Annotated in this window: 21 protein-coding genes; 18 read left to right on the top strand and 3 right to left on the bottom strand. The window is 28.0% G+C overall.

Annotated elements, in window-relative coordinates:
* The first annotated feature begins 58 nt into the window (after positions 1-58).
* Positions 59-1,267: a Tm-1-like ATP-binding domain-containing protein gene (locus ACYUEW_RS08460; protein ID WP_460276577.1), complete on the top strand. Its 1,209-nt coding sequence runs from the start codon at positions 59-61 to the stop codon at positions 1,265-1,267.
* A gap of 24 nt (positions 1,268-1,291) precedes the next feature.
* Entirely contained in the window at positions 1,292-2,122 is an 831-nt protein-coding gene (locus tag ACYUEW_RS08455; protein WP_004451681.1) for a phosphoenolpyruvate hydrolase family protein, read from the top strand.
* A 214-nt stretch (positions 2,123-2,336) separates the two neighbouring features.
* Here the strand turns inward: ACYUEW_RS08455 and ACYUEW_RS08450 are convergent, their stop codons facing one another.
* Both ACYUEW_RS08450 and ACYUEW_RS08445 read right to left on the bottom strand, forming a co-directional pair.
* The gene (locus ACYUEW_RS08450) at positions 2,337-4,433 is read right to left on the bottom strand and encodes an FtsX-like permease family protein (RefSeq protein ID WP_460276576.1); all 2,097 of its coding nucleotides are present in this window, start codon (positions 4,431-4,433) and stop codon (positions 2,337-2,339) included.
* Positions 4,420-5,175: an ABC transporter ATP-binding protein gene (locus ACYUEW_RS08445; protein WP_003486424.1), complete on the bottom strand. Its 756-nt coding sequence runs from the start codon at positions 5,173-5,175 to the stop codon at positions 4,420-4,422. The genes ACYUEW_RS08450 and ACYUEW_RS08445 overlap by 14 nt, the downstream gene beginning before the upstream one ends.
* 163 nt (positions 5,176-5,338) lie before the next feature.
* Here ACYUEW_RS08445 and ACYUEW_RS08440 point away from each other — a divergent pair, with 163 nt between their 5' ends.
* From ACYUEW_RS08440 to ACYUEW_RS08375, 14 genes are all read left to right on the top strand, one after another.
* On the top strand, positions 5,339-6,046 hold the full coding sequence (locus ACYUEW_RS08440) for a LytR/AlgR family response regulator transcription factor (protein ID WP_460276575.1): 708 nt from the start codon (positions 5,339-5,341) through the stop codon (positions 6,044-6,046).
* Positions 6,047-6,058: 12 nt separating this feature from the next.
* Positions 6,059-7,318 carry a sensor histidine kinase gene (locus tag ACYUEW_RS08435; RefSeq protein WP_052500383.1) on the top strand — a complete coding sequence of 420 codons (1,260 nt, stop codon included), beginning with the start codon at positions 6,059-6,061 and terminating at the stop codon, positions 7,316-7,318.
* Positions 7,319-7,321: 3 nt separating this feature from the next.
* Positions 7,322-7,489 carry a hypothetical protein gene (locus ACYUEW_RS08430; protein WP_003486418.1) on the top strand — a complete coding sequence of 56 codons (168 nt, stop codon included), beginning with the start codon at positions 7,322-7,324 and terminating at the stop codon, positions 7,487-7,489.
* Positions 7,490-7,529: 40 nt separating this feature from the next.
* Complete coding sequence (locus ACYUEW_RS08425; RefSeq protein ID WP_414836224.1) at positions 7,530-7,613, top strand: hypothetical protein; 84 nt, start codon at positions 7,530-7,532, stop codon at positions 7,611-7,613.
* A gap of 700 nt (positions 7,614-8,313) precedes the next feature.
* Positions 8,314-9,426, top strand: a complete 1,113-nt coding sequence (locus tag ACYUEW_RS08420) for a helix-turn-helix domain-containing protein (RefSeq protein ID WP_460276574.1) — start codon at positions 8,314-8,316, stop codon at positions 9,424-9,426.
* Between the two features lie 176 nt (positions 9,427-9,602).
* A complete protein-coding gene (locus ACYUEW_RS08415; protein WP_003486415.1) occupies positions 9,603-9,983 on the top strand; it encodes a carbonic anhydrase in 381 nt (126 codons plus the stop codon).
* A gap of 72 nt (positions 9,984-10,055) precedes the next feature.
* Entirely contained in the window at positions 10,056-10,367 is a 312-nt protein-coding gene (locus ACYUEW_RS08410; RefSeq protein WP_460276573.1) for a hypothetical protein, read from the top strand.
* A 194-nt stretch (positions 10,368-10,561) separates the two neighbouring features.
* The gene (locus ACYUEW_RS08405; protein WP_003486411.1) at positions 10,562-10,921 is read left to right on the top strand and encodes a metal-dependent transcriptional regulator; all 360 of its coding nucleotides are present in this window, start codon (positions 10,562-10,564) and stop codon (positions 10,919-10,921) included.
* A 7-nt stretch (positions 10,922-10,928) separates the two neighbouring features.
* Complete coding sequence (locus tag ACYUEW_RS08400) at positions 10,929-11,120, top strand: hypothetical protein (protein ID WP_003486409.1); 192 nt, start codon at positions 10,929-10,931, stop codon at positions 11,118-11,120.
* 281 nt (positions 11,121-11,401) lie between these two features.
* Entirely contained in the window at positions 11,402-12,373 is a 972-nt protein-coding gene (locus tag ACYUEW_RS08395; RefSeq protein WP_043031858.1) for a helix-turn-helix domain-containing protein, read from the top strand.
* Positions 12,374-12,604: 231 nt separating this feature from the next.
* Positions 12,605-14,350 (top strand): ABC transporter ATP-binding protein, encoded by a 1,746-nt coding sequence (locus ACYUEW_RS08390; RefSeq protein ID WP_003486404.1) that lies wholly within the window; start codon positions 12,605-12,607, stop codon positions 14,348-14,350.
* 12 nt (positions 14,351-14,362) lie between these two features.
* Complete coding sequence (locus ACYUEW_RS08385) at positions 14,363-16,096, top strand: ABC transporter ATP-binding protein (RefSeq protein ID WP_460276572.1); 1,734 nt, start codon at positions 14,363-14,365, stop codon at positions 16,094-16,096.
* A gap of 254 nt (positions 16,097-16,350) precedes the next feature.
* The gene (locus ACYUEW_RS08380) at positions 16,351-16,758 is read left to right on the top strand and encodes a hypothetical protein (protein WP_003486400.1); all 408 of its coding nucleotides are present in this window, start codon (positions 16,351-16,353) and stop codon (positions 16,756-16,758) included.
* Positions 16,759-16,937: 179 nt separating this feature from the next.
* On the top strand, positions 16,938-17,792 hold the full coding sequence (locus ACYUEW_RS08375; RefSeq protein ID WP_042385143.1) for an HDOD domain-containing protein: 855 nt from the start codon (positions 16,938-16,940) through the stop codon (positions 17,790-17,792).
* Positions 17,793-18,095: 303 nt separating this feature from the next.
* Here ACYUEW_RS08375 and ACYUEW_RS08370 read toward each other — a convergent pair whose 3' ends face one another.
* Complete coding sequence (locus ACYUEW_RS08370; protein WP_460276571.1) at positions 18,096-20,732, bottom strand: cation-translocating P-type ATPase; 2,637 nt, start codon at positions 20,730-20,732, stop codon at positions 18,096-18,098.
* A gap of 790 nt (positions 20,733-21,522) precedes the next feature.
* Between ACYUEW_RS08370 and ACYUEW_RS08365 the strand changes: the two genes are divergently transcribed.
* A complete protein-coding gene (locus ACYUEW_RS08365) occupies positions 21,523-22,197 on the top strand; it encodes a response regulator transcription factor (RefSeq protein WP_042385141.1) in 675 nt (224 codons plus the stop codon).
* Positions 22,194-23,228 carry a sensor histidine kinase gene (locus ACYUEW_RS08360; RefSeq protein ID WP_460276570.1) on the top strand — a complete coding sequence of 345 codons (1,035 nt, stop codon included), beginning with the start codon at positions 22,194-22,196 and terminating at the stop codon, positions 23,226-23,228. Before ACYUEW_RS08365 ends, ACYUEW_RS08360 begins: the two co-directional genes overlap by 4 nt.
* Positions 23,229-23,268 lie beyond the last annotated feature (40 nt).

Below are 23,268 nucleotides of genomic sequence, written 5' to 3'. Positions count from 1 at the left end.
TTATTTATCTAGTATTGTAAAGGCTACATAAAACCAAAGTCATGGGGAGGTTGAAGAATTGAAAACAATCGCAATTGCAGGCACATTTGATACCAAGGGGACTGAATATTTATATGTGAAAGAATTGATTGAAAGTTTAGGGCTAGGTACTTTTACTATTCACACAGGTGTATTTGATCCTGTATTTGAGCCAGATGTATCAAATAGGGAAGTAGCGGAGGCAGCAGGAACAGATATTGAAAAATTAGCTGCTAAAAAAGATAGGGCACTAGCAACGGAAACTTTATCAAAGGGCATGGAAATTTTAGTACCTAAATTGTATGAACAGGGAAAATTTCATGGAATTATATCCTTTGGTGGTACTGGAGGGACTTCACTAGTAACACCAGCCATGAGAGCATTGCCTATAGGTGTACCTAAAATTATGGTGTCAACAGTAGCATCAGGAAATACTGCTCCGTATGTAGGTACAAGTGATATTATTATGATGCCTTCTGTAGTAGATGTTGCAGGTCTTAACTCAATTTCAACAAAGGTTTTCACAAATGCAGTATTTGCCATAGCAGGTATGGTTAAGTTTGAAAATACAAAAACAATAGAGAAGAAGCCATTAGTCGCCACAACCATGTTTGGGGTAACAACTCCATGTGTAAATGCAGCCAGAAAATATCTTGAAGCAAAAGGATATGAAGTACTTGTTTTTCATGCAACAGGCGTAGGTGGACAATCTATGGAAGCACTTATTAATGCTGGATTTATTGAAGGTGTATTAGATTTTACCACAACAGAGTGGGCAGATGAAATTATTGGTGGCGTTTTGAATGCAGGACCACATCGTTTAGAGGCAGCAGGAAAAAACCATATTCCACAGGTTGTATCAGTAGGTGCAATTGATATGTGTAACTTTGGACCTTATGATACGGTACCAAAGAAATTTGCAGGACGTAACTTATATAAGCATAATCCTACAGTAACTCTTATGAGAACTAATGTAGAGGAAAATGAAAAAATAGGTAGAAAACTTGTTGAAAAATTAAATATGGCAAAAGAGAAAACTGTTTTAATGTTACCTCTTAAAGGAGTATCAGGAATTGATGTAGAAGGTCAACCATTCTATGGGATAGAAGAAGATAAGATGTTGTTTGATACCTTAAGAAAGGGTATTAATAAAAATGTTGTGGAACTAATAGAATTGGATTTTGCAATTAACGATGTAGAATTTGCAGAAATAGCAGCGCAAAGATTAATTGATTTAATGAATAGATAAAATTATATAAGGGAGGATTTATAAATGAATACAATGACAAGAAAAGAAATTATGAAAAAATTTAGAGAAGAAGTTAAAAATGGTAAAGCATTAGTAGGAGTAGGAGCTGGAACAGGTATTACTGCTAAAAGTAGTGAAGCTGGTGGAGCTGATATGCTTATAATTTATAATTCAGGAAGATATAGAATGGCAGGTCGTGGATCATTGGCAGGATTGTTATCTTATGGTGATGCAAATCAAATTGTAGTTGAAATGGGCTCAGAAGTATTACCAGTTGTAAAAGATACACCAGTATTAGCAGGTGTGTGTGGAACTGATCCTTTTAGAGTTATGGATGTATATTTAAAACAATTAAAGGATCAAGGCTTTAGTGGAGTACAAAATTTCCCAACAGTTGGTTTGATTGATGGTGTATTTAGACAAAACCTAGAAGAAACAGGAATGGGCTATGGTTTAGAAGTAGAAATGATCAGAAAAGCACATGAATTGGACATGCTTACAACTCCTTATGTATTTGATCCAGAGCAAGCAAAAGCAATGGCAGAGGCAGGAGCAGATATTTTAGTAGCTCATATGGGACTAACTACAAAGGGAACAATTGGAGCAAAAACTGCCCTTACATTAGATGATTGCGTAAAGAAGATTGAAGATATTATTAAAGCAGGTAGAGAAGTTAATCCAGATATTATGGTAATCTGCCACGGTGGACCTATTGCAGAACCAGAAGATGCTAAATATGTGATAGAAAGAACAGAAGGAATTGATGGATTCTTTGGCGCATCTAGTATTGAAAGATTTGCAGCTGAGAAAGGTATTAAATCACAAACAGAAGCATTTAAAGCAATAACAAAATAGGGTTTCCAGTTTAATAATTAGGTTAAACTTGAAAGTATAAAAAATTAAAATAAATGGTATATGAAGTGTAGGATGCTTAGAAACAAAAGCTTCTTACACTTCAGTTTGTATCTAAAAGGCATAGATGTTATTGGTGTAGAAGTATTAGATAGAGTTACTTCTACAAAATACGAAGGATAAAATTGGATACAATAATTAGTGAGATAAATTAATATTAAATTTCTATTATCTTCTTAATTTTCTTAAGAGATATTCTATAGATTAAATACATGAAAAAACTAACTATAACGATAATTCCTAAATTAATTCCAAGTGCAATATATTCACTTGAGCTTATACTTCCACTGTTTCCATATAATATAAGAAAATAAAATAGGTAAATTGTAATACTTCCAACTATAGTGGGAATAGTAAATATTTTTTTTAGTTGTACTTTTATACATTTTTCAATATATTTATTATTTGCTCCAAGATTTTTCAGATCATGAAATAAGGTCTTGTTATTAATAGCAATAGTTATACTCCTGGTATATGAAATAATAGCTACTGCTGTAAGACAAATAATGGTAATGTAAATGAACAACATTAGGTATACAGCCATGTTTTTTATACTATCTTGACGGTTTAATACACCAAATGAAGGATAGTATTTCCAATCTAAGAACAATTGATTATTATCTGAAGATAGATTTACGTGTTTATCTGCATAATATTTCTTACCTTTTTCTAGAGCTAGTTTTTTTTCATATTCATCGTAATGTGGAGTAACTGCTGCAGTTTCGGAACTTCTTTTTATAATTTCATTTTTTAATTTATTTGCAAAAACATAAGTTTTATTTGGATTTTTTACATTAAAAAGCACAAATTCTTCAAAATTTTCTATAGGTAAGCTTTTTATATGTCTTTTATAGTCTTCATCAGAAATTACATGTTTTGTTGTTCCATTTTTAAAAAATGGTTCAAAAGTTATTGTTCCTGCATATTTTATTTTTTGGCAAATCTGAGTAACTGGGTTGGTAATTTTATTTACGTCATTAAATTTTTCATAAATATTTTCTGCACTTTCATATCCAATTATGGTTAAATATTCACCAGGATTAACATGAACATTTTTTCCCGAAACTTTATTAAAATCACTTTCACTAAAAAATTCATCATAACCTATTTTATCAATATAATCATGAGTTATTTTACCGTTATCCATATAGTCACTTTTAACATCATCAACTATAAGTGAAATTGATGAAATTTCGTTATAGGAAGTAATATTTGCATTATATTTTTCTGCAAGAGAATATATTTCATCTTTTTTTATTTGATTTTCAGTTTTATTGTAGTAAAAAGAATAGTCAATGGGATTATTATAAATGGAATAAAATAATCCTGTAAGATTTGCAGGGGTATAAAACGCTGCAAATAAAGCACCAGCAATCAAAAATGATATAGTACACATACTTTTAACAGTTTGTTTCCCCATAAACTTCATCATGCTTTTTGGTATAATATTTTTATAGTATTTTTTTTGATGTTTACCTTTTTTACTGTGAATAACAGTATAGGTTACTAGCATATAAATGCCTATTACAGATATTAAAAATGTTATATTCCAAATTAGAGGCATTACATAATTAAGATAGTTTATAATTAGTTGAGGAACACCATAGCCTAAAAGTATGCCCAGAACAACTAAAATGCTTCCAGCTATGCCATACCATGGCTTTACATCTTTTACTAGTTCGCATTTCCTATGCTTATTTAAAATCTCAATAATGTTAGTACGCTTAATAAATTTTGACCCCATAATAAAGATACATAATGTAACAAATAAGCAGAAAATTATTCCAAAGATAAGACCAAACCAGCCTACTTGATATAACATTTCTTGGGTATCAATAATAAAAATCTGAAATAATTTCCAAATTCCAAAGGATACAGGAATACTTACTATTAAACCAATGAAGGAACTAATTAATGTAATAATGGAAAGTTCAGTGAAAAGAACTTTTTTGATTTGGGTTTTTTTTGCGCCTAGTGATAAAAGCACTCCTGTTTCTCTATTTTTATATTTAAAGAATAAAGAGGAAGCATATGTGGTAAAGAGTGCACAACCTATTATTGCAATTCCAAAAATTAAATAGGCTTGTTTTCTACTGTCTCCTTGTTCAGGGAGTATTTTTTGTACTGTTGGACTAAAAAACATTACAGCATAAGAGGTAACAAGCATAACAGATAGTATTGTACAAAATATAAGCATATAATAATTTTTTATATTTTTTGAGCGAAGTTTCGAATATATATTATTCATTGTCATTATTGTCACCTCCCAATTCTTTTAAGGTTTCAAGTAATAAATCTAAAAATTCATTTCTACTATTGTTTTTTATTAGTTCTTTATGAATTTCTCCGTCCTTTAGTACAATAACTCTGTCACAGAAGCTTGCAGAAAAACTATCGTGAGTCACCATAAATACTGTAGCTGAAAGTTGTTCTTTAGCACGAATGAAGGCATTTATTACTGTTTTACTTGATTTGCTATCCAAATTTCCAGTTGGTTCATCTGCTAATATTAAAAACGGATTGTTTATTAACGCTCTTGCAACCGCAGTTCGCTGCTTTTCACCTCCTGAAATTTCAGCTGGGTATTTATTTTTAATATGGGAAATACCAAAAATTTCACATAATTTATTTGCGGAAGCTTCCATAGAAGCAATATTTTTGGTAGCAATAATTTGGGGAAGGCAAATATTTTCAAATATTGTAAGTCCGTCTAGTAGCATAAAATCTTGAAACACAAATCCTAATTTTTCATTTCTGACATTAGCAAGCTCTTCTTCTTTTAGATTTGATATACTTTCTCCATTTAATAAAATTTCACCACTATCAAAGGGAATAAAATTAGATATACTATTTAGCAATGTAGTTTTCCCACTGCCGGATGGGCCCATAACAGCGACAAATTCTCCTTTTTTAATTGTAAATGAAACATTTTTCAATACATCATATTTAGAAGTATTTGTTTTATAAGACTTATATAAATTTTTAATTTCTAACATAATGATAACCACCTTTCTGTATATATAATAACTGAGTTTATATTTTCATTTAATAATGGTAAATGTAAAATATGGTGTAATTTTTGTAATTTTTAGTATAAGAACATATATTCTGTAAAAGTTTGATAATCCTATGATATAATCGTTATGGGGGGGGCTTTGATTGTTTCGTGTTTGTATATGTGATGATGAAAAGATACAAAGAACTGAACTTAAATCTATAATTAGTACAGAGCTTGAACTTAGAGGGATAGATTTTAATGTTTATGAGAGTGAAGATGGTGAAGAGATGATATCATTACTTTCTAAAGATAAAAATTATCTGGATATTATTTTTCTTGATATAGAAATGGATGGAATAAATGGGGTTGAAACCGCAAGACAAATCAGAGCTTTAAATGATAGAGTAGTTATTATTTTTGTAACTGGATTTATGGATTATGTATTTGATGGTTATGAGGTAAAAGCATTAAATTATATATTGAAACCATATAAGAAGGAAAAAATTGTTGATGTTTTATCCGAGGCTTTAAAACAAATTGATATTATAAAAGATAAATTTTTTATAGTACAGTTTAATAGTAATTCATATAAACTTTGTCTTAATGATATTATTTATTTTGTAAGTGATAAACGAAAAATAAAGGTTAAAACAAAGGGAGAGACTTATGAATTTTATGGGAAGCTTGATCAAATTGGAAAAGAGTTGCCAATTTTTTTTGTGAGAATACATCAGCGGTATTTAGTAAATTTAAATTTTGTATTATCTATTGAAAATAATTATGCTCATATTAATAGTGAAGAACTTCCTATTAGTAGAAAAAGGTATCAAAATGTTATGATTGCTTTTGCTAAAACTATGCTTATATGAGAGGTAATATTTATGAAAGAATTTTTACTTTGGTTGTGTTACAGTGTTCTTGTCATGAGTAGTTATTTTACAGTAGGAATAATTTTTTCAAAAATTACGGATTGCTTTGTAGATATAAAAAAAAATAAAATATTTAAGTTAGTTATTTTTGTTGGGTTAAGTGCAATACCATCTGTGGTTATAATTGTAAGTGATGTTGTAAATGTGATATATGCTTTAATAGCGTATATAGCTATTATGCTAATTTGTTATGAGGGAAGTGCTATAAAAAGGATATCTGTTGTCATGGTGTTTTATCCAATTATAGTGTCATTTAATCTTTTTGGTTATAATTTTATTAAAAAAGGTTATTTCCCATATCCTACAATATGGAGCTATATATTGATTTTATTTTGGTTTGTAATTTATAAGGTGATGAAAAACAAAATTTTGTATGCTAAGCAATATATCAATGATAAAACTTGGATATTGATAGATATAATTTGTATTGCGCCACTTATTTCTATAGTTTCAACAATAATTTTTACAACACATAATGAAGAATATAAGGCTTATGTAATAGCATTAGTATGTATTATTTCTAATATTGGAGTTATGTTTCTTATAGGGTATATAGTTGATAGTGTTAAACTAAGACTTGATAATAAAAACTACAAATTGCAATATGATTATTATAAATCATTAGAGGAAAAACAGCTTGAAGTGAGGAAAATATATCATGATATGAATAATCATTTTCAGATAATTAATAATTATATTAACAATAATGATATAAAAGAAGCAAAACTATATTTTCAAAGTTTTGAACAAAAATTTACTTTTTATAGAAATAAAATATTTTGCAAAAATACTATAGTTAATGCAGTTCTAAATAATAAGTACGATCTAATGGTTGAAAATAATATTGATTGCAATATAAATATTTCAATTGATGATATAGTTTCAATGGATGATATGGATTTATGTTCAATATTTGCAAATACACTTGATAATGCTATAGAGGCTTCACTAAAAATAAAAGATTTATCACAGCGTAAAATTACTATAAAAGCTAGAACAAATAAAGGGTATTTTAGTTATTCTATAACTAATAAGAAAGACCAACATATTTTAACTCATAAAAAAACTATTATATCAAGTAAATCAGATATAAAACACCATGGGTTTGGACTACAAAACCTAAAAGATATTGTGAATAAATATAAGGGAAATCTAGATATTAGTTATAATGATACACAATTTTCTGTAGTGGTGATTATAAAAGTTTATTAACTAATGGATGACAAATTTGAATTAGATTTGGACGGAAATATGGAAGGAGTATTTTCAGAGTTATCATCAAAATTGCAGCATATGTCTAAAAATCTGGAGTATAATTTTATAAATTTAAAAAAGAAAAGGAAAAATAAAATATTTAGTTATAGATATATCCCATCAAGTTAAAGCGCCATTAACTTATATTAAATTATTTAATTCACTTTTAATGGAAGATGATTTGAGCAAGAAGGAAACAGAAGAATTTTTATCTAGAAGTAAACAAGAAATAAATAAATTTATGGAGAAATAAGAAACGAACTGCTATAACACTATTATCTTTAATACTAAGTGGCATATTATGTAATTTTTATGAATTTGATGATAAAATGATTAATGAATCTAATAAATATTTAGTTAAAGGAAAAATATACGTTTTAGATTATTGAAAGGGAATGCAAGTTATACAGTATATAAATTTCCATTAGTTCCCTTGATTTTTTGTTGTTACACTAACTATTGTTGAAATCTTAATTACCTATTTTTAAAAAAGATTCTATAGTAAATAAAATTAGGTACAATGAATAAATATATTTAAATATGCAAAGGAAGGATCAATATATAAATAAGAAATTTCATATATTTAAATAAATTAATAGTATTTTAAAGAACACAATTCCAGTAAAAATAAAATTATTACTGGAATTGTGTTTTTATGATTAACTAAGAATTTGATAAATTAAAAAATACTTAGATAGAAAGGGTGGCTAGGCAATAATACCTATAATTAAGGTTTAAATTCAGTCTTTATTAAAATATACAGTTATTCCTTTATTTACTCAAAATTTTTAAACTCTTAAACCACAGATTTAAAACATGATAAAGATAAAAACAACTTAACTATGAGTTAAATTTTCTATATCATATTCAACTATGAATCTATTGGTATACAGGTTAAAGTAAGTTATACTAAGTGCATAGGATCCTACAATAACTATATGGAGTGATAAATAATGGAAAAATTATTAATAGGTGAAGTTATTTATAGATTAAGAAAAGAAAAAGCTATTACCCAAGAACAGTTGGCAAATTTTATTGGAGTATCCACAGCAGCAGTATCTAAATGGGAAAGTGGAACTTCATATCCAGACATAACATTATTACCAGTTATTGCAATATTTTTTAACGTTACTATTGATACGCTATTAAATTTTAAAATTCAACTTTCAGATGAGGAAGTTATGAAAATATTTGCTGAATGTGAAAAACTATTTAGTAATGGTGAGTTGGGAAAAGCTATAGTTAAGAGCAAGGAATACATAGTAAAGTATCCATCAAGTTATTATTTAAAGCTTAGGATGGGTTTCTTATTTACTATGTATTCATGGAAAAGTACAGAGGAAGAAAAGGGTATGGATATGATAAAGTATTCTATTGAACTATTTAAAGATATAGCTAAAAATTGTACAAAAATAGAATTAGTTGAACAAGCACTATTTCAACTGGGTGCATTATATCCATCAATAGGAGAAGAAGATAAAGCTATAGAAGTTTTAAATAAAATTAATAAAAGTGAGCTTGATCCTAATCTTTTACTTTCTAATATATATATGAAGAAAGATGAATTAAAAAAAGCAAGGGAGATATTACAAAGTAAACTATATAAAAATATTAATGATATAACCTTTGTATGCTTCAGTTTGGCCAATTCTTATATGAAAGATAAAAAAGATTTAAGTATGATAGAAAAATATTATAACTTATCAATTAACATTAAAAAAGTTCTTTCATCTAATGGAGATTATATCTTAAGTTTATCAATGGAATACTTAAATTTTGCACAAGTTTATTTGAAATTTGGTGAAAGTAAAAAAGCTATAGATATGCTACATAAGATGGTAGAAGATATAGGAGAAAATGATATTAATGAACCAGAAAATTTTAGAGATATTTGGTGTTTTAATGAAATTCCAAAGGGAAAGAAAACTATAACTATGAATTTATATGAAAATATATTTAAAATCTTTGAAGCACCAGAATTTGATTTAATTAGAGAAAATAAAGAATTTATTGATATAATAAATGATTTGAAAAATTTAGAGAAAAAATCTTTGAGTGAGAAATAAAAAATATAAATAAAAGAGATGGTTTTATAAATAAAAATCAATTCTATGTCTAATATTAGTCTTGATAGTTAGATAAATAGTCATATGGTAATAGATTTTATATAAAAGGATTAGTTAATCACAGATTTTATATTATATCCATATTTTATATAGTAAAAAATAATTGAAGGTGTGCAATGAAGAAAAGATTTGGAACAGTTCTAAATTGTATTGATGGTAGGGTTCAGATTCCTGTGACAAATTGGTTGAAAGAAAACTTTGATGTGGATTATGTAGATTTAATTACAGAACCTGGAATAGATAAGGTGTTATCTCAAGGTCAATGGCTTGAAATTGAAAGGTTAAGAGAGAAAGTTATAATTTCAATAACAGCCCACAATTCTAATGTAGTTGCTGTGGTAGGACATTATGATTGTGCTGCAAATCCTGTTAGTGATTGCAGGCATTTTCAGGAGATAGTAGTATCCACGTATGTAGTAAAGTCATGGAGACTTCCAGTTAGAGTAGTTGGTTTATGGGTAGATGCGTTTTCATGTGTACATGTTGTCAGTATATAAGTTGCAAATATCTATGATGTATAGAAAATAATTAAATGAATTTAAAAAGATTATAAATTTAAAAGGCAGCTTTTGAGCTGCCTTAATCATTTAATATTTAAAATTTATACAGAAATCTTGTATACTATATTTTACAAAAAAATATTGGCTGTTGCATTTACAATGTTAGCACCAAAATATTTAGGTAATGTAGGTAAATATCATGCAACCAAAAATACTGAAGGTAAAAAGGTTGAAAATAGACCACTTACAACTCAAGAAAAAAGAAGATGTACTGCAATGTTTATAATGGTTGCAATATTATTCCTTATGAGAAATAGACTTCATCACATGATGACAGATGAAGATCTTGAATTAAAAGATTCATCAAACCTAAATGTTTAATTAAAATAGAAAATAAGAATAATTTTAAGTAATAAAATAAGTCTTTAGTAAGAGATGTTGCTTTGTAGAAGAAAAGGTTGAATTCATTGAAAAATATATCTAGATGTTATATGATAATGAATACAATCATTAATTTGTGAAAAATTGTATAGACAAGTATTATAATATTGTATTTCATATTATGGAGGGTAATTATGTACGAATCAAGGGAAAATTATTTAGAAACAATTTTAATATTAGAAAATAAAAATGGAAGTGTAAGATCTATTGACATTGCAAAGGCACTTGATTTTAGTAAACCAAGTGTTAGTCATGCAGTAGGTTTATTGAAAAAATCTGGACATATTAATATAGATAGTAAAGGATACATTAATCTCACTGATATAGGCCGTGAAAAAGCAGAAAGTATATATGAACGTCATCAGATTTTGACTAAATTTTTTGTTGAAACAGCAAAAGTATCTGAGGAAATAGCTGAAAAAGATGCTTGCAAAGTTGAACATGTAATTAGTGATGAAACTTTTCAAGGGATTAAAGAGTTTATGAAAAAGTGATAAGAAAATGACAGAAATTTTTTGTGCTTTGGATTATGTGCTTTTATTAGCTGATCATAATGATCCAGAGAAGCATAAGCATTGGGCAAAGCATTTACTTATTAGTTTAAAGGGAAATTTCGATTGTTTAATTGAAGGTGAAAAAATTAGTTGTGAAGGAATTATGATTTTATTGAAAGCAATGGTATATATGGTTTAGTATATATATTTGATGAAACCACAGATATATCTAAAAAAATGGAAGAAACATATTTAAATGAAACTCCTTATTACATTTTCAAATCAGATACTGTAGAAGAGATGAAAACAATTTGGAATGATAGTATGGGAAAGACAAGGGATTTTAAAAAGATAAAAGAGAATTATCCTACATGCATAACTTTAACGAGATGTTTGATAGAATTTTAAATGATAAACCTAAAATTAATATATTTAGCTGCGAATTAAATTCTAAATCTTTAAAAAAGGAGTGGACAACATTTGGATGAAAGCAACTTAGAGCAAAATTATTTTATCTTTGATGGAATTACAACAATTGTAGAGAGAGATAATGATGATTATCGAACTGTTTATAAGATGAATTGTCAGAAAGGATCTGGATTTATAACTGTTTATCAGGTTTTCCCAGGAATTAAACTTCTTTATAATGAATTTGATGCTGTAAGCTGCTATTGTGGGAAACAATCCTGTGATAATATTATGGAAATTAATTATTGTTTAGAAGGAAGATTGGAATGTGAACTTCAAAATGGATTGTATTTATATATGGGGGAAGGAGATTTTTCTGGTTTTATGATGAATAATCACTCCATAACAACAGGATTTCCCCTTAAATATTATAGGGGAATTTCCGTAGAACTTCATATTGATGAAGTAGAGCATATACTTCCTACAATTATGAAAGAGATGTCTATTGATATCTGGGCATTAAAGGATAAACTTATTTGTAAAAATCAATATTTTATTATAAGAGCAAGAAATGAAATTGAACATATTTTTTCAGAGCTTTATTCAGTTCCATTATCAGTCCAAAAACCTTATTTTAAATTAAAGATTTTAGAGCTTCTTTTGTTTTTGAGCAAAATAGATGTTCATAAAGAAGATGATCAAAAGCTTTACTATCCTAAACAACAGGTTGAAATCATAAAGAAAATTCAGAAACAGATAACAGAACACCCAAAACGAAGATACACTATTGATGAACTTGCAAAAGAACATGGTATTAGCAAAACAACCTTAAAAACATGCTTCAAAGGTGTTTATGGAACTTCCATTGCAGCTTATATGAAGAAATATCGTATGGAGTATGCAGCTGTATTGCTTCAACAAACTAGGAGTAGTGTTGCAGATATTGCGGTTAAAGTGGGATATGAAAATCAGAGCAAATTTGCAGCAGCTTTTAAAGAAATTGTGGGAATAAGCCCTATGCAATATCGAAAAATAAATGTCTGATTGGAGCTAAAGCTGACTCTTAGGAGTTGGAGCACAGATTTAAAAAATGCTAAAATAGACTTAGTTAGAACTAACTAAGTCTATTTTTTATCCTCTTCTATAGCCATTATCTAATATATTTAAGATAAGTGGAGGTAAGCAGAGGAGGATGATTTTTAATTTTCAAGTAGAGTTAAAAATCTATATAAATATTAGAAACTTATTTATGATATAAGGAGCGTGATTTTTAATATGGAAAATACAAAAGTTGAGTCCCCTATTTCTAGACTTAGGGAATTTGCAAAACCACATAGAGCTAGTTTTATAGGCTCTGTGTTACTGGCTATTATTGGTGTGGCATCCGGGATGATTCCTTATTTTGCTGTAGCAAATATGGTGGTTAAGTTAATTGGAGGAGAAAAGAATATTTCTTACTATGGTTTTTGGTGTGTTTTAGCAGCTGCAGGATTAATTTTAAAGACCATTTTTATGAATTTATCTACAACTGTTTCTCATACAGCTACTTATGCTACTTTAGAGGAGATTAGACTCAGATTGGTTTCAAAACTTTCTAGAGTGCCTATGGGATATATTATAGAAACTCCCTCTGGTAAATTAAAAAGTATTATTGTAGATCAGGTAGAGAGTATTGAGTCTACTTTGGCTCATTTAATTCCAGAGATGACATCAAATCTTTTGGTGCCTATAGCTATTGTTGTATACATGTTTATTTTAGACTGGAGAATGGCATTTGTATCTTTTATTACACTGCCAATAGGATTTTTGTGTTATAAGGGTATGGCCAAGGATTATGAAAAGCGATTTAGTGGTTTTGTAGCGGCAAGTAAAAAAATGAATACTACAGTTATTGAGTATGTAAATGGAATTGAAGTAATAAAAGCCTTTAATCAATCTGCAAATTCTTATGAAAAATATACAGATGCAGTAACAGGGAATGCAAACTATGCGGTGAATTGGATGAAGGATTGTCAGGTTTTTATGTCTATGTGCTTTACAGTATGGCCTGCAGTTTTGGTATCAGTATTGCCATTTGGATGTTATTTTTGTATGAATGGAAGTCTCACAATTCCTGTATTTATTACTATAGTGATATTATCTTTGGGAATTGTAGAACCAATACTTTCAGCTATTAGCTTTACAGATAGAATTGGACAAATAGGAACAGTTGTAGGAGATGTATCTAAGCTGCTTGACGCTCCTGAACTTGAAAGACCTACTAAAGAAAAAAATTTAAAGGATTTAACTATTGAATTAAAAGATGTAAAATTTTCTTATGATAAAGAAAGTCAAATTTTAAATGGTGTTAATCTTAGGATAAATCCCGGAACTGTAACAGCTTTTGTAGGACCTTCCGGTAGTGGAAAATCTACAATTACAAAGCTTATTGCAGGGTTTTGGGATGTAACAGAGGGTAGTATTAGTATAGGAAATATAAATATTAAAGAAATTCCTCAGAAACAGCTTATGGAACAGATTGCTTATGTATCTCAAGATAACTATCTATTTGATGATACCATAAGGGAAAATATCCGTATGGGAAAAACTACTGCAACAAATGAGGAGATAGAAGCCGCAGCAAAAGCTTCTGGCTGTCATGAGTTCATTATGAAACTAGAAAAGGGATACAATACTGTAGTTGGTGGAGCAGGAGGACATCTTTCAGGAGGAGAACGCCAAAGGATTGCAATTGCAAGGGCTATGCTAAAAGATGCTCCTATTGTTATTCTAGATGAAGCTACTGCTTATACAGATCCTGAAAATGAGGCTATTATTCAAGAATCAGTAGGAAATTTAGTTGTAAATAAGACGCTAATTGTAATTGCTCACAGACTTTCAACAGTTATAGATTCTGATAAATTAGTGGTAGTTAAAAATGGGAAAATTGTGGCAGAAGGAACTCATAAACAGCTTTTAGCTGACTGTAAATTGTATCGTAGCATGTGGGAAGCTCATGTAGATGCAAAAGATGAGGCATAAGGAGGGATAAATATGATAAATACATTTAAAAAAATATTTGACTTTTCAGGAGATAATAGAAACACATTAAAAAAATCTGTAGTATTTAGTGTAATTCATTCTATATTTGATTTTTTACAACTTCTAGCATTAGCAATTGTATTAAATGGGCTTATTAGTGGGATAACAGAAAAAAACATGTGGATGTCTTTAGGCATTATGCTTATAAGTATTGTCGGAAAAACTATTTCTAGTTACATTTCTCATTTTTCTCAAACTAAAGTTGGTTATTTTATGTGTGCAGATAAGAGAATTCATATAGGGGATCAAATGAAATATTTGCCTATGGGATATTTTAATAGTAATAGCCTTGGTAGTATTACATCTTCTGTAACTACTACAATGGGAGATATAGAAAATAATGCACCTATAGTACTTACAAAGATTCTTCATGGGTTTATTCATGCTGGGGTAATTATGATAGGTATAACAACTTTTGATTGGCGTATTGGATTAGTAGTATTTATGGGAATTATTCTTTTTGTATGGGCAAATGCTTTGTTGCAAAAAAAATCCCATTTAAATTCTCCTAAAAGACAGGAAGCTCAGGCAAAACTTGTAGAAGCTACATTGGAATATGTACAAGGTATAAGCGTAGTAAAAGCTTTTAATATGGATGAGAATACAAATAAAAAGATTGACCAAGCTATAAAAGAAAGTAGAGAGGGAAATATTTTATTGGAAAAAACCTTTATTCCTTATACTGTTTTACAGCAGCTGGTATTGAGGGTTAATAGTGTAGCTGTTATATTTATTGCTATTTTGTTTTATGTAAATGGAACCATGGAACTTTTCAAATGTCTTCTTATGGTAATTTCAGCTTTCATGATTTATGGGCAATTAGAGTCAGCTGGTAGTGTATCTGCATTGCTTAGAATGTTGGATGTTTCCATGAATAAAGTAGATGAAATTGATGCAATTCCCGTTATGGATATTGATGGAAAAGGTATCGTACCACAGAACTATGATATAAAGTTTAACAATGTGAGTTTTTCTTATTATGATAAAAAAATACTTAAAAATATCAATCTAAAAATTCCAGAAAAAACTACTACTGCTATAGTTGGACCTTCTGGAAGCGGAAAAAGTACTCTTTGTAATTTAATTGCAAGGTTTTGGGATGTAACTGAAGGTAGCATTACAATAGGTAATAGAGATATTAAAGAATACACATTAAACAGTCTCCTTAAAAATATTAGTATGGTGTTTCAAAATGTTTATCTTTTTCAAGATACTATAGCCAATAATATTAAGTTTGGTAAAACTAATGCTACTATGGATGAAGTTATAGAGGCAGCTAAAAAAGCCTGCTGCCATGATTTTATTAAATCACTTCCTAATGGCTATAATACTGTGATTGGCGAGGGAGGATCTAATATATCTGGAGGAGAGAAGCAAAGAATTTCTATTGCTAGAGCCATTTTGAAGGATGCACCAATAATTATATTAGATGAAGCAACTTCTAATATAGATCCAGAAAATGAAAGTCGCCTCCAAGAAGCCATAGCAGAACTTACAAAAGATAAGACCATTATTATGATTGCTCATAGATTAAAAACAGTAAAACAGGCAGATCAGATTATTGTTCTGGATAATGGTAATATAGTTCAAAAAGGTACACATGATGAATTAATTAATAAACCAGGTATTTATGCTAATTTTATTGGGGTACGTAAAAAGGCTATTGGGTGGAAAATTGTTAGTTAAATAAATTATTTTTCATCTATTGACTGTTACATTGTGTAATAGTGTATATGATATTCATTAAACTTAAATTGGATGTATAAATCAATAGTAAAGCAAATACGTCAATTAAGGTTTTAAATCTTAATTGACGTATTTGCTTTTAAAATTTTATTAAAACATAATATTACAAATAAAATTTTTGAATTAAAGGTTATATTTTCTAATACGATAATATTTTATGGAAATGTAATGTAATTTGGAAAGGAGTTATATTGATGGTGAAAATCCAATATGATAAGATTTTTGAGGAACAAATTTCTAATTCTTTTAAAAATAGAAAAAATAAAGCTACGGAAAAACATGATGAAAAAAATAAAGTTTTTGATATTAAAAAATTTTCTTCAAATAATAAGAAAGTTAGAGCTCATAAGTATTTTTTAGAAGGTAATGTAATAAAATTATATCTTGTAGAAAATGGAATGAAAATAAAGTGCCTTAAAAGAATTGCTTTAAAAGATGCAGATGCATCAATTTTAGCTCAGATAGAGAACGTGAGTCCAGAAGAGTTACGTGTAATTGTTCAAATGCAACAAGATGAAAGGAAAAAAGATGAAAATAAAAAAAATGAAACTGAAGAATATAGTATTTATGATACTAAAAGCTATTTGAGAAATTTAAAGTGATTTATTAGGTGCATACATTATAAATTTTTATGATAAGACTTTTATTCATAGTTATATGTTTCCAAAATGCTATAGTATTTTAAATGGTAAATATCTATAAAAAGTTTAAGTATTCAATTAGATATAGCGATATATATAATATTATAAAAAATATTTTATATGAAATGGGTGTTCAAAATATGGCAAAAATAAGTTTAGATAATTTAATTAGTAAAGTTGAAGATATGCCTATTCTACCGGATGGAATAAATAAGATAATATCTCTTGCGGAAGATCCTTACTCTACAGTACAGGAATTGGAAAAGGAAATATTAACTGACCAAAGTCTTACATCAAAAATATTGAAATTAGCTAATTCAACCTATTATGGATATGCTAGAAGAATTGATACTGTATCAGAAGCAGCTGTACTTTTAGGTGCTCAAGCAATAAAAAGTTTAGCTCTTGCATCAGCAGTAAGTGAATATCTTGTAAAAGAACTTCCGGGAGGATATGGTCTTGAGAAATATGAGCTTTGGAATCAATCTCAAAGCTGTGCTATAATAGCAAGATTTATAGCTAAAAAATTAAAATATCCTAAAGCTGAACAAGCTTATGTTGCAGGTCTTTTAAGAGATATTGGTAAAACTATATTAAATTATTATGTAGCTAAAGAATATCAAACAATAATAAATAAAGTAGATGAAGAGGGAAAAACTTTTGTAGAAGCAGAGGAAGAGATTCTTGGATTTAATCATGGAGAAGTAGGAGCTAAAATAGCTGAAAAATGGAATTTTCCATTATCTTTAGTAGAGAGTATTCGTTATCATCATTCACCAGAATTATCAAAAGAAGATCCTAAATTAGTTTCTATAGTACATATAGCGGATTCTATTACTATGATGTTAGGTGTAGGTGTTGGAAACGATGGATTATCTTATAAATTTTCAGATTTTGCCCTTGAAACTTTAAATATAAAAGGAGAAGTTATTGAAAGTATAATCTGTGAATCAGTAGATTACTTAAATGATAACGATAGTTTTAATATTATTTAAATATTGAAAAAGCTATAATATATTGCTGATGCATGATACAGATTACATAAATAATCTTTTAGATTATAATATTGATTTAACCTTAACTGGACATAGCCATGGAGGATAAGTGCATATACTCTTTTATGGTGGTGTGGGAAAAACTTTGTATGCAATAAAATGAGTAATTAAAAATAAGCCTAGGAACAAAAATTATAATTTTATTCCTAGGCTATTTATATATTCTAAAGTAAAGTTAAATATTATGCAAACATCTAAAATATAATTTTTATTGAAATTATTATTTTAGATAGTTAGTATTTATTAAATACCTTTTGCTAAAGAATGACTTAAATTAAGTTTTTCTTTAAATACAAATCTGTAAGCTTGAATTATTATTGTAGGTAAAGCAGCTAAAATATAAATATATATAAAATGCTCTATATTAAGGGGGCTAACCTCAAATAATGCTTTTAAAGGATCAAAAGCTAAAACTAAATTTAATAAAAAGAATCCTGTAGAAAAGGCTATCCAAGTATATTTGTTGGAAAATAACCCTATTTTAAAAATAGAACTGCTAGAACGACAATTGAATCCATGGAATAATCTACTTAAGCATAAAGTAGCAAAAGCCATAGTTGCTGCTAAGTTTTCACCATAACCTTTTAATCCTATATGAAAGGCTACCATGGTGAATATTGTTATTAATATACCTTCACTTAGAATACCCTTTAAGAAATCTTTAGAAAGTATAGGTTCATCTATATTTCTAGGCTTTTCATTTATTAAATCATTTTTAGTTTGTTCAACCCCAATAGCTATAGCTGGCAAGCTATCTGTAAGTAAATTTATAAATAAAAGGTGAACAGGAGCAAAAGGCACAGGTAAAGCAAACAGTGAAGCATATAAAACGGATAAAATACCAGCAGTATTTCCAGAAAGTAAAAATCTAATGGCATTTTTTATATTGCTATATATACTTCTGCCGTTAGAAATAGACTTAACAATGGTTGCAAAATTATCATCTGTTAAAATCATTGAAGCTGCGTCTTTAGATACTTCTGTACCTGTTATACCCATTGCAATACCTATATCTGATTGCTTTAATGCTGGAGCATCATTAACGCCATCCCCAGTCATAGCCACAATTTTTCCTTTTTCTTGCCATGCTTTTACTATTCTTATCTTGTGTTCTGGAGAAACTCTAGCATATACAGATATATTTTCTACTCTATCTTTTAACTCTTCATCACTAATTTTATCTAGCTCTACACCTTCTATAGCTTCATCATTATTTCTTAGTATTCCTATTTGAGAGGCTATGGAGGAAGCAGTTATTTTATGGTCACCAGTTATCATTACTGGTTTTATACCTGCGTGTATACATTGTTTAACAGCTTCAAAAGATTCTTTTCTTGGAGGATCAATCATTGATATTAAACCTAAAAATATATAACTATCTTCATCTTCCATAGAAAGTTCAATATCTTCTTTTATTTCTTTATAGGCAAAAGCTAGTACCCTTAATCCCTTTTGTGAAAACTCATAATTTACACTTTCAACTTTTTTCTTATCTTTATTCGTAAATTCCTTTATACCTTCAGAAGTTCTTATGTATTTTATCCTTTTAAGGAGAACATCTACAGCACCTTTGGTAATCATAAGGTATTGTCCATCAATTTTATGAGAAGTACTCATAAGTTTTCTATTTGAATCAAAAGGTAATTCTGAAAGTCTTGGATAAGTTTTTCTTAAATCTAATTCATCTAATGAATAGTTTTTACCTAATTCTACAAAAGCTATTTCAGTAGGATCACCTATTTTTTTATTCTGTTGCACAGTAGAATCATTACATAAAATTGAAGATTTAATTAAAAGATTTTGTACAGAATTTTTTAAATCAAATTCATTCGACTCAAATATTTTATTGTCTATATAGATTTTTTCTGTTTTCATTTTATTTTGAGTAAGGGTGCCTGTCTTATCAGAACATATTACTGAAACACATCCTAACCCTTCTACAGCTTTTAGCTTTTTAATAATAGCATTTTCAGAAGCCATTTTTTGAGTACCAATAGCAAGTACAATAGTAACAATAGAACTTAAAGCTTCTGGAATAGCAGCCACAGCTAAGGCTACAGCAAACATTAAGGAATTTAATACAGAAGATCCTCTATGTATGTCAAGTAAAAATATTAAAGCGGATATCACTAAAATTATCATCGCTAATTTTTTACCAAAATCATCTAGACTCACTTGAAGAGGGGTTTTCTTTTCTTGAGTATTCTCAATAAGTGAGGCTATTTTTCCTATTTCTGTATTCATACCAATATTAGTTACAACTACAGTAGCTCTACCATAGGTAACGAAACTACCAGAGAATACCATATTCTTTTGATCACCAAGGGCAATATCATTTTCAGATATAGTGTCTGCAGTTTTAAGAACGCTTTCAGATTCACCAGTTAAAGAGCTTTCATTAACTTGAATAGAGTAGTTTTCTATTATTCTTCCATCGGCAGGTACATAATCACCAGCTTCTAAAATTAAAATGTCTCCTGGAACTATCTCTCTAGATAAAAGTTCTATTTTTTTACCATCTCTTATTACTTTAGCATGAGGAGAAGATAGCTTCTTTAAACTATTTAGAGAATTTTCAGCTTTTACATGCTGAACTGTACCTAATATAGCATTAAGAGTAATAACAGCAAATATTACAATGGTGCTTTCTATATTTCCTGTTACCATAGAGATTATTCCAGCTATTATTAATATAATTACTAAAAAATCTTTAAACTGTTCTAAGAAAACCTTAAGGATTGTATCTTTTTTCTTTTCTACTAATTCATTGTATCCATATAATTCTCTTTGTTTTTTTGTTTCTTTAGAATTTAAACCATTTTTACTCACATTAAAGTATTTCATAGTTTCTTCAATAGATTTATGAAAATATTTTTCCATGAAAATTTCCTCCTTCTAGTTATAGATTAAAATGCTTAAAGGGTTAAAGAATTCATTGTAAAACATTACTAAAAGCACAGTACTAATAATAGTATCTATATTTTTAGGTTAAGGTTATATATTATTAAAAATTATTTTTATTTTTTAGCTTGGTTTTTTAATATAAAATTATAAATTACACTTATGTAAGTTTAATTTTTTATCCTCCTTAAATTAGATATTATTGGTAATATGAAGTCCCTAAAATAATTTATAATTGCCTAGCAAATAAAAAAGACTTTTAATATAATTCTTAGAATACAAAAGAATTATATTAAAAGTCTTGCAACCAAACTTTGGTATATAACACCAGGCTAGAAAACTAACCGGGCATGTTGATGTTATATTTTATACTACTCCCTTTTAACAACATATAACAATATTAACTTAAATATATAATATAACTTTGCGGAGAGCTTGTCAATAAAATTACCAAATTTAGTTTGAAAAAATATATAATTAATTATTAATTTATTCAATCAATAAGCCGTGATATAATTATTAATGGTTATTAAAATAAGTCCACTTTTGAAAAATTTTAAGGGCAAATAATAATTATTATAAGTAATATAGTGTAGATATTGACATTATTATAGGGAAAATTAAATAATTTTAATGGTTTTCAAACTAATAAATATTATAGCTATATAAGGTCAGAACTTAGTTATTTTTGGATTTTTATCAGTGCTTTTAGTAGTTTGAAGAGAAAAGATTATTTAAATAATAAAAATACAATATAGGGGGGGAATTAATGTACAAGATAATGATAATAGAAGATGAAGAAAAAATAGCAAATATTATAAAGAAATCCCTTGAAAAATGGGGTTTTGAAACTTACATAGTAAAAGATTTCAATGACATATTTCAGGAATTTTTGCATATAAATCCTCAGCTTGTGCTTATGGATGTAAATCTTCCTGCTTATGATGGTTTTTACTGGTGCAGTAAAATCAGAAGTATGTCAAAAGTACCTGTAATATTTTTATCCTCAAGAAGTACCAATATGGACATTGTTATGGCTGTAAATATGGGTGGGGATGATTATATAACAAAACCGTTTTCTATTGAGGTACTTAATGCAAAAATAAATGCTATTTTAAGGAGAACTTATTCTTATAGAGATTCCAATATGGATGTTCTTGACTGTAAAGGTGCTATGTTATCCTTAAAGGATAATATACTTTACTATCAAGATAAAACTATTGAACTTACAAGAAACGAGTTTAAAATTCTTTATATATTAATGAAAGAGTATGAAACTATTGTGAGCAGAGAGGATATAATGCAGGAACTTTGGCAGGATGAAAACTTCATTGATGATAATACTTTAACAGTTAATATTAATAGGCTGAGAAAAAAGTTAAATAAAATAGGCCTTAATGATTTTATTAAAACCATTATAAATCAGGGATATGTTATAAAATGAGCTTTATTAAATATCTAAAAGAAAACATTAAGCTCTTAGCATTTTATATTTTCCAAATAATTTTTATATCATTAACTATATATTTTGATAGAAAAAATAGAGTTTTAACTTCTAATATTTTTTATATCATTTTTGTTTCTATGTTTATGTTTATTACTTATATTGCAATAGATTATTATAGAAAATACCAGCAAATTAAGAAACTTTTAGATGTTGAAGCTTCAGAGGATAAAACTTCCATTTTACCTAAACCTATAGACTGTAAAGAAGAAATATATTATTCAATAATAGATAGCCTTTATAATGATTTTATGGAAACTGTAAAAAATATAGAAAATGAATTTAAGGAAAATAAGGAGTTTATGACTGCTTGGGCTCATGAGATAAAAACTCCAATAACAACTTCAAAGCTTTTAATTAGCTGTGAAAAGCAAGGTCTTGATACAGAAAACTTAAAACCTTTGGAAGAAGAGATAGAGAAAATTGATGATTATGTTGAAAAAGTACTTTATTATTCAAGAAGTGATAATTTTTCTAAGGATTACACTATCTCAGAAGTTAATATAGCAAAACTAATAAAAGAGAGTGTAAAAAAACATTCCATTATATTTATAAAAAAACATATAAAATTATTAAATGAAGTACCTGAAGCTTTTACTGTGGATAGCGATAAAAAATGGATTCTTTTTATTATAGATCAGATTGTTTCAAATGCATTAAAATATTCTAATGTAAATGGTATTGTAATTTTTAAAACCTTAGAAAATGATAAAGAAAAAGTTTTAATTATAGAGGATAATGGTTTAGGAATTAAAAGTGAGGATTTAAAAAAAATATTTAATAATGCATTCACAGGTTACAATGGAAGAAATATTAACTTAAAGGCTACTGGCATGGGACTTTACCTTTCTCAAAAGCTAGCAAAGAAACTTAAACATCATATAGACATTAAATCGGAATATGGAAAGGGTACTAGTGTATTTATACACTTTCCCAAGTGGCATGATTATTATGATGTTACAAAAATGTAAGATGAACAAGAAAAATGTAAGTTAAAAAAATGGTGATACA

This window comes from Clostridium sp. CTA-1 (genome assembly GCF_054768215.1).
The sequence above is the reverse complement of the archived record's forward strand: the minus strand, read 5'-3'. Positions and strand labels throughout refer to the sequence as shown.

Bases quoted from the DNA above. Each gene is read 5' to 3' on its own strand.
- ACYUEW_RS08425 (WP_414836224.1), top strand. From the start codon at position 7,530: ATGGAAGATGATTTGAGCAAGAAGGAAACAGAAGAATTTTTATCTAGA.
- ACYUEW_RS08420 (WP_460276574.1), top strand. From the start codon at position 8,314: ATGGAAAAATTATTAATAGGTGAAGTTATTTATAGATTAAGAAAAGAA.
- ACYUEW_RS08370 (WP_460276571.1), bottom strand. From the start codon at position 20,732: ATGGAAAAATATTTTCATAAATCTATTGAAGAAACTATGAAATACTTT.
- ACYUEW_RS08380 (WP_003486400.1), top strand. From the start codon at position 16,351: ATGGTGAAAATCCAATATGATAAGATTTTTGAGGAACAAATTTCTAAT.
- ACYUEW_RS08390 (WP_003486404.1), top strand. From the start codon at position 12,605: ATGGAAAATACAAAAGTTGAGTCCCCTATTTCTAGACTTAGGGAATTT.
- ACYUEW_RS08435 (WP_052500383.1), top strand. From the start codon at position 6,059: ATGAAAGAATTTTTACTTTGGTTGTGTTACAGTGTTCTTGTCATGAGT.
- ACYUEW_RS08365 (WP_042385141.1), top strand. From the start codon at position 21,523: ATGTACAAGATAATGATAATAGAAGATGAAGAAAAAATAGCAAATATT.
- ACYUEW_RS08405 (WP_003486411.1), top strand. From the start codon at position 10,562: ATGTACGAATCAAGGGAAAATTATTTAGAAACAATTTTAATATTAGAA.
- ACYUEW_RS08455 (WP_004451681.1), top strand. From the start codon at position 1,292: ATGAATACAATGACAAGAAAAGAAATTATGAAAAAATTTAGAGAAGAA.
- ACYUEW_RS08430 (WP_003486418.1), top strand. From the start codon at position 7,322: ATGGATGACAAATTTGAATTAGATTTGGACGGAAATATGGAAGGAGTA.
- ACYUEW_RS08450 (WP_460276576.1), bottom strand. From the start codon at position 4,433: ATGACAATGAATAATATATATTCGAAACTTCGCTCAAAAAATATAAAA.
- ACYUEW_RS08415 (WP_003486415.1), top strand. From the start codon at position 9,603: ATGAAGAAAAGATTTGGAACAGTTCTAAATTGTATTGATGGTAGGGTT.
- ACYUEW_RS08445 (WP_003486424.1), bottom strand. From the start codon at position 5,175: ATGTTAGAAATTAAAAATTTATATAAGTCTTATAAAACAAATACTTCT.
- ACYUEW_RS08400 (WP_003486409.1), top strand. From the start codon at position 10,929: ATGACAGAAATTTTTTGTGCTTTGGATTATGTGCTTTTATTAGCTGAT.
- ACYUEW_RS08385 (WP_460276572.1), top strand. From the start codon at position 14,363: ATGATAAATACATTTAAAAAAATATTTGACTTTTCAGGAGATAATAGA.
- ACYUEW_RS08375 (WP_042385143.1), top strand. From the start codon at position 16,938: ATGGCAAAAATAAGTTTAGATAATTTAATTAGTAAAGTTGAAGATATG.
- ACYUEW_RS08360 (WP_460276570.1), top strand. From the start codon at position 22,194: ATGAGCTTTATTAAATATCTAAAAGAAAACATTAAGCTCTTAGCATTT.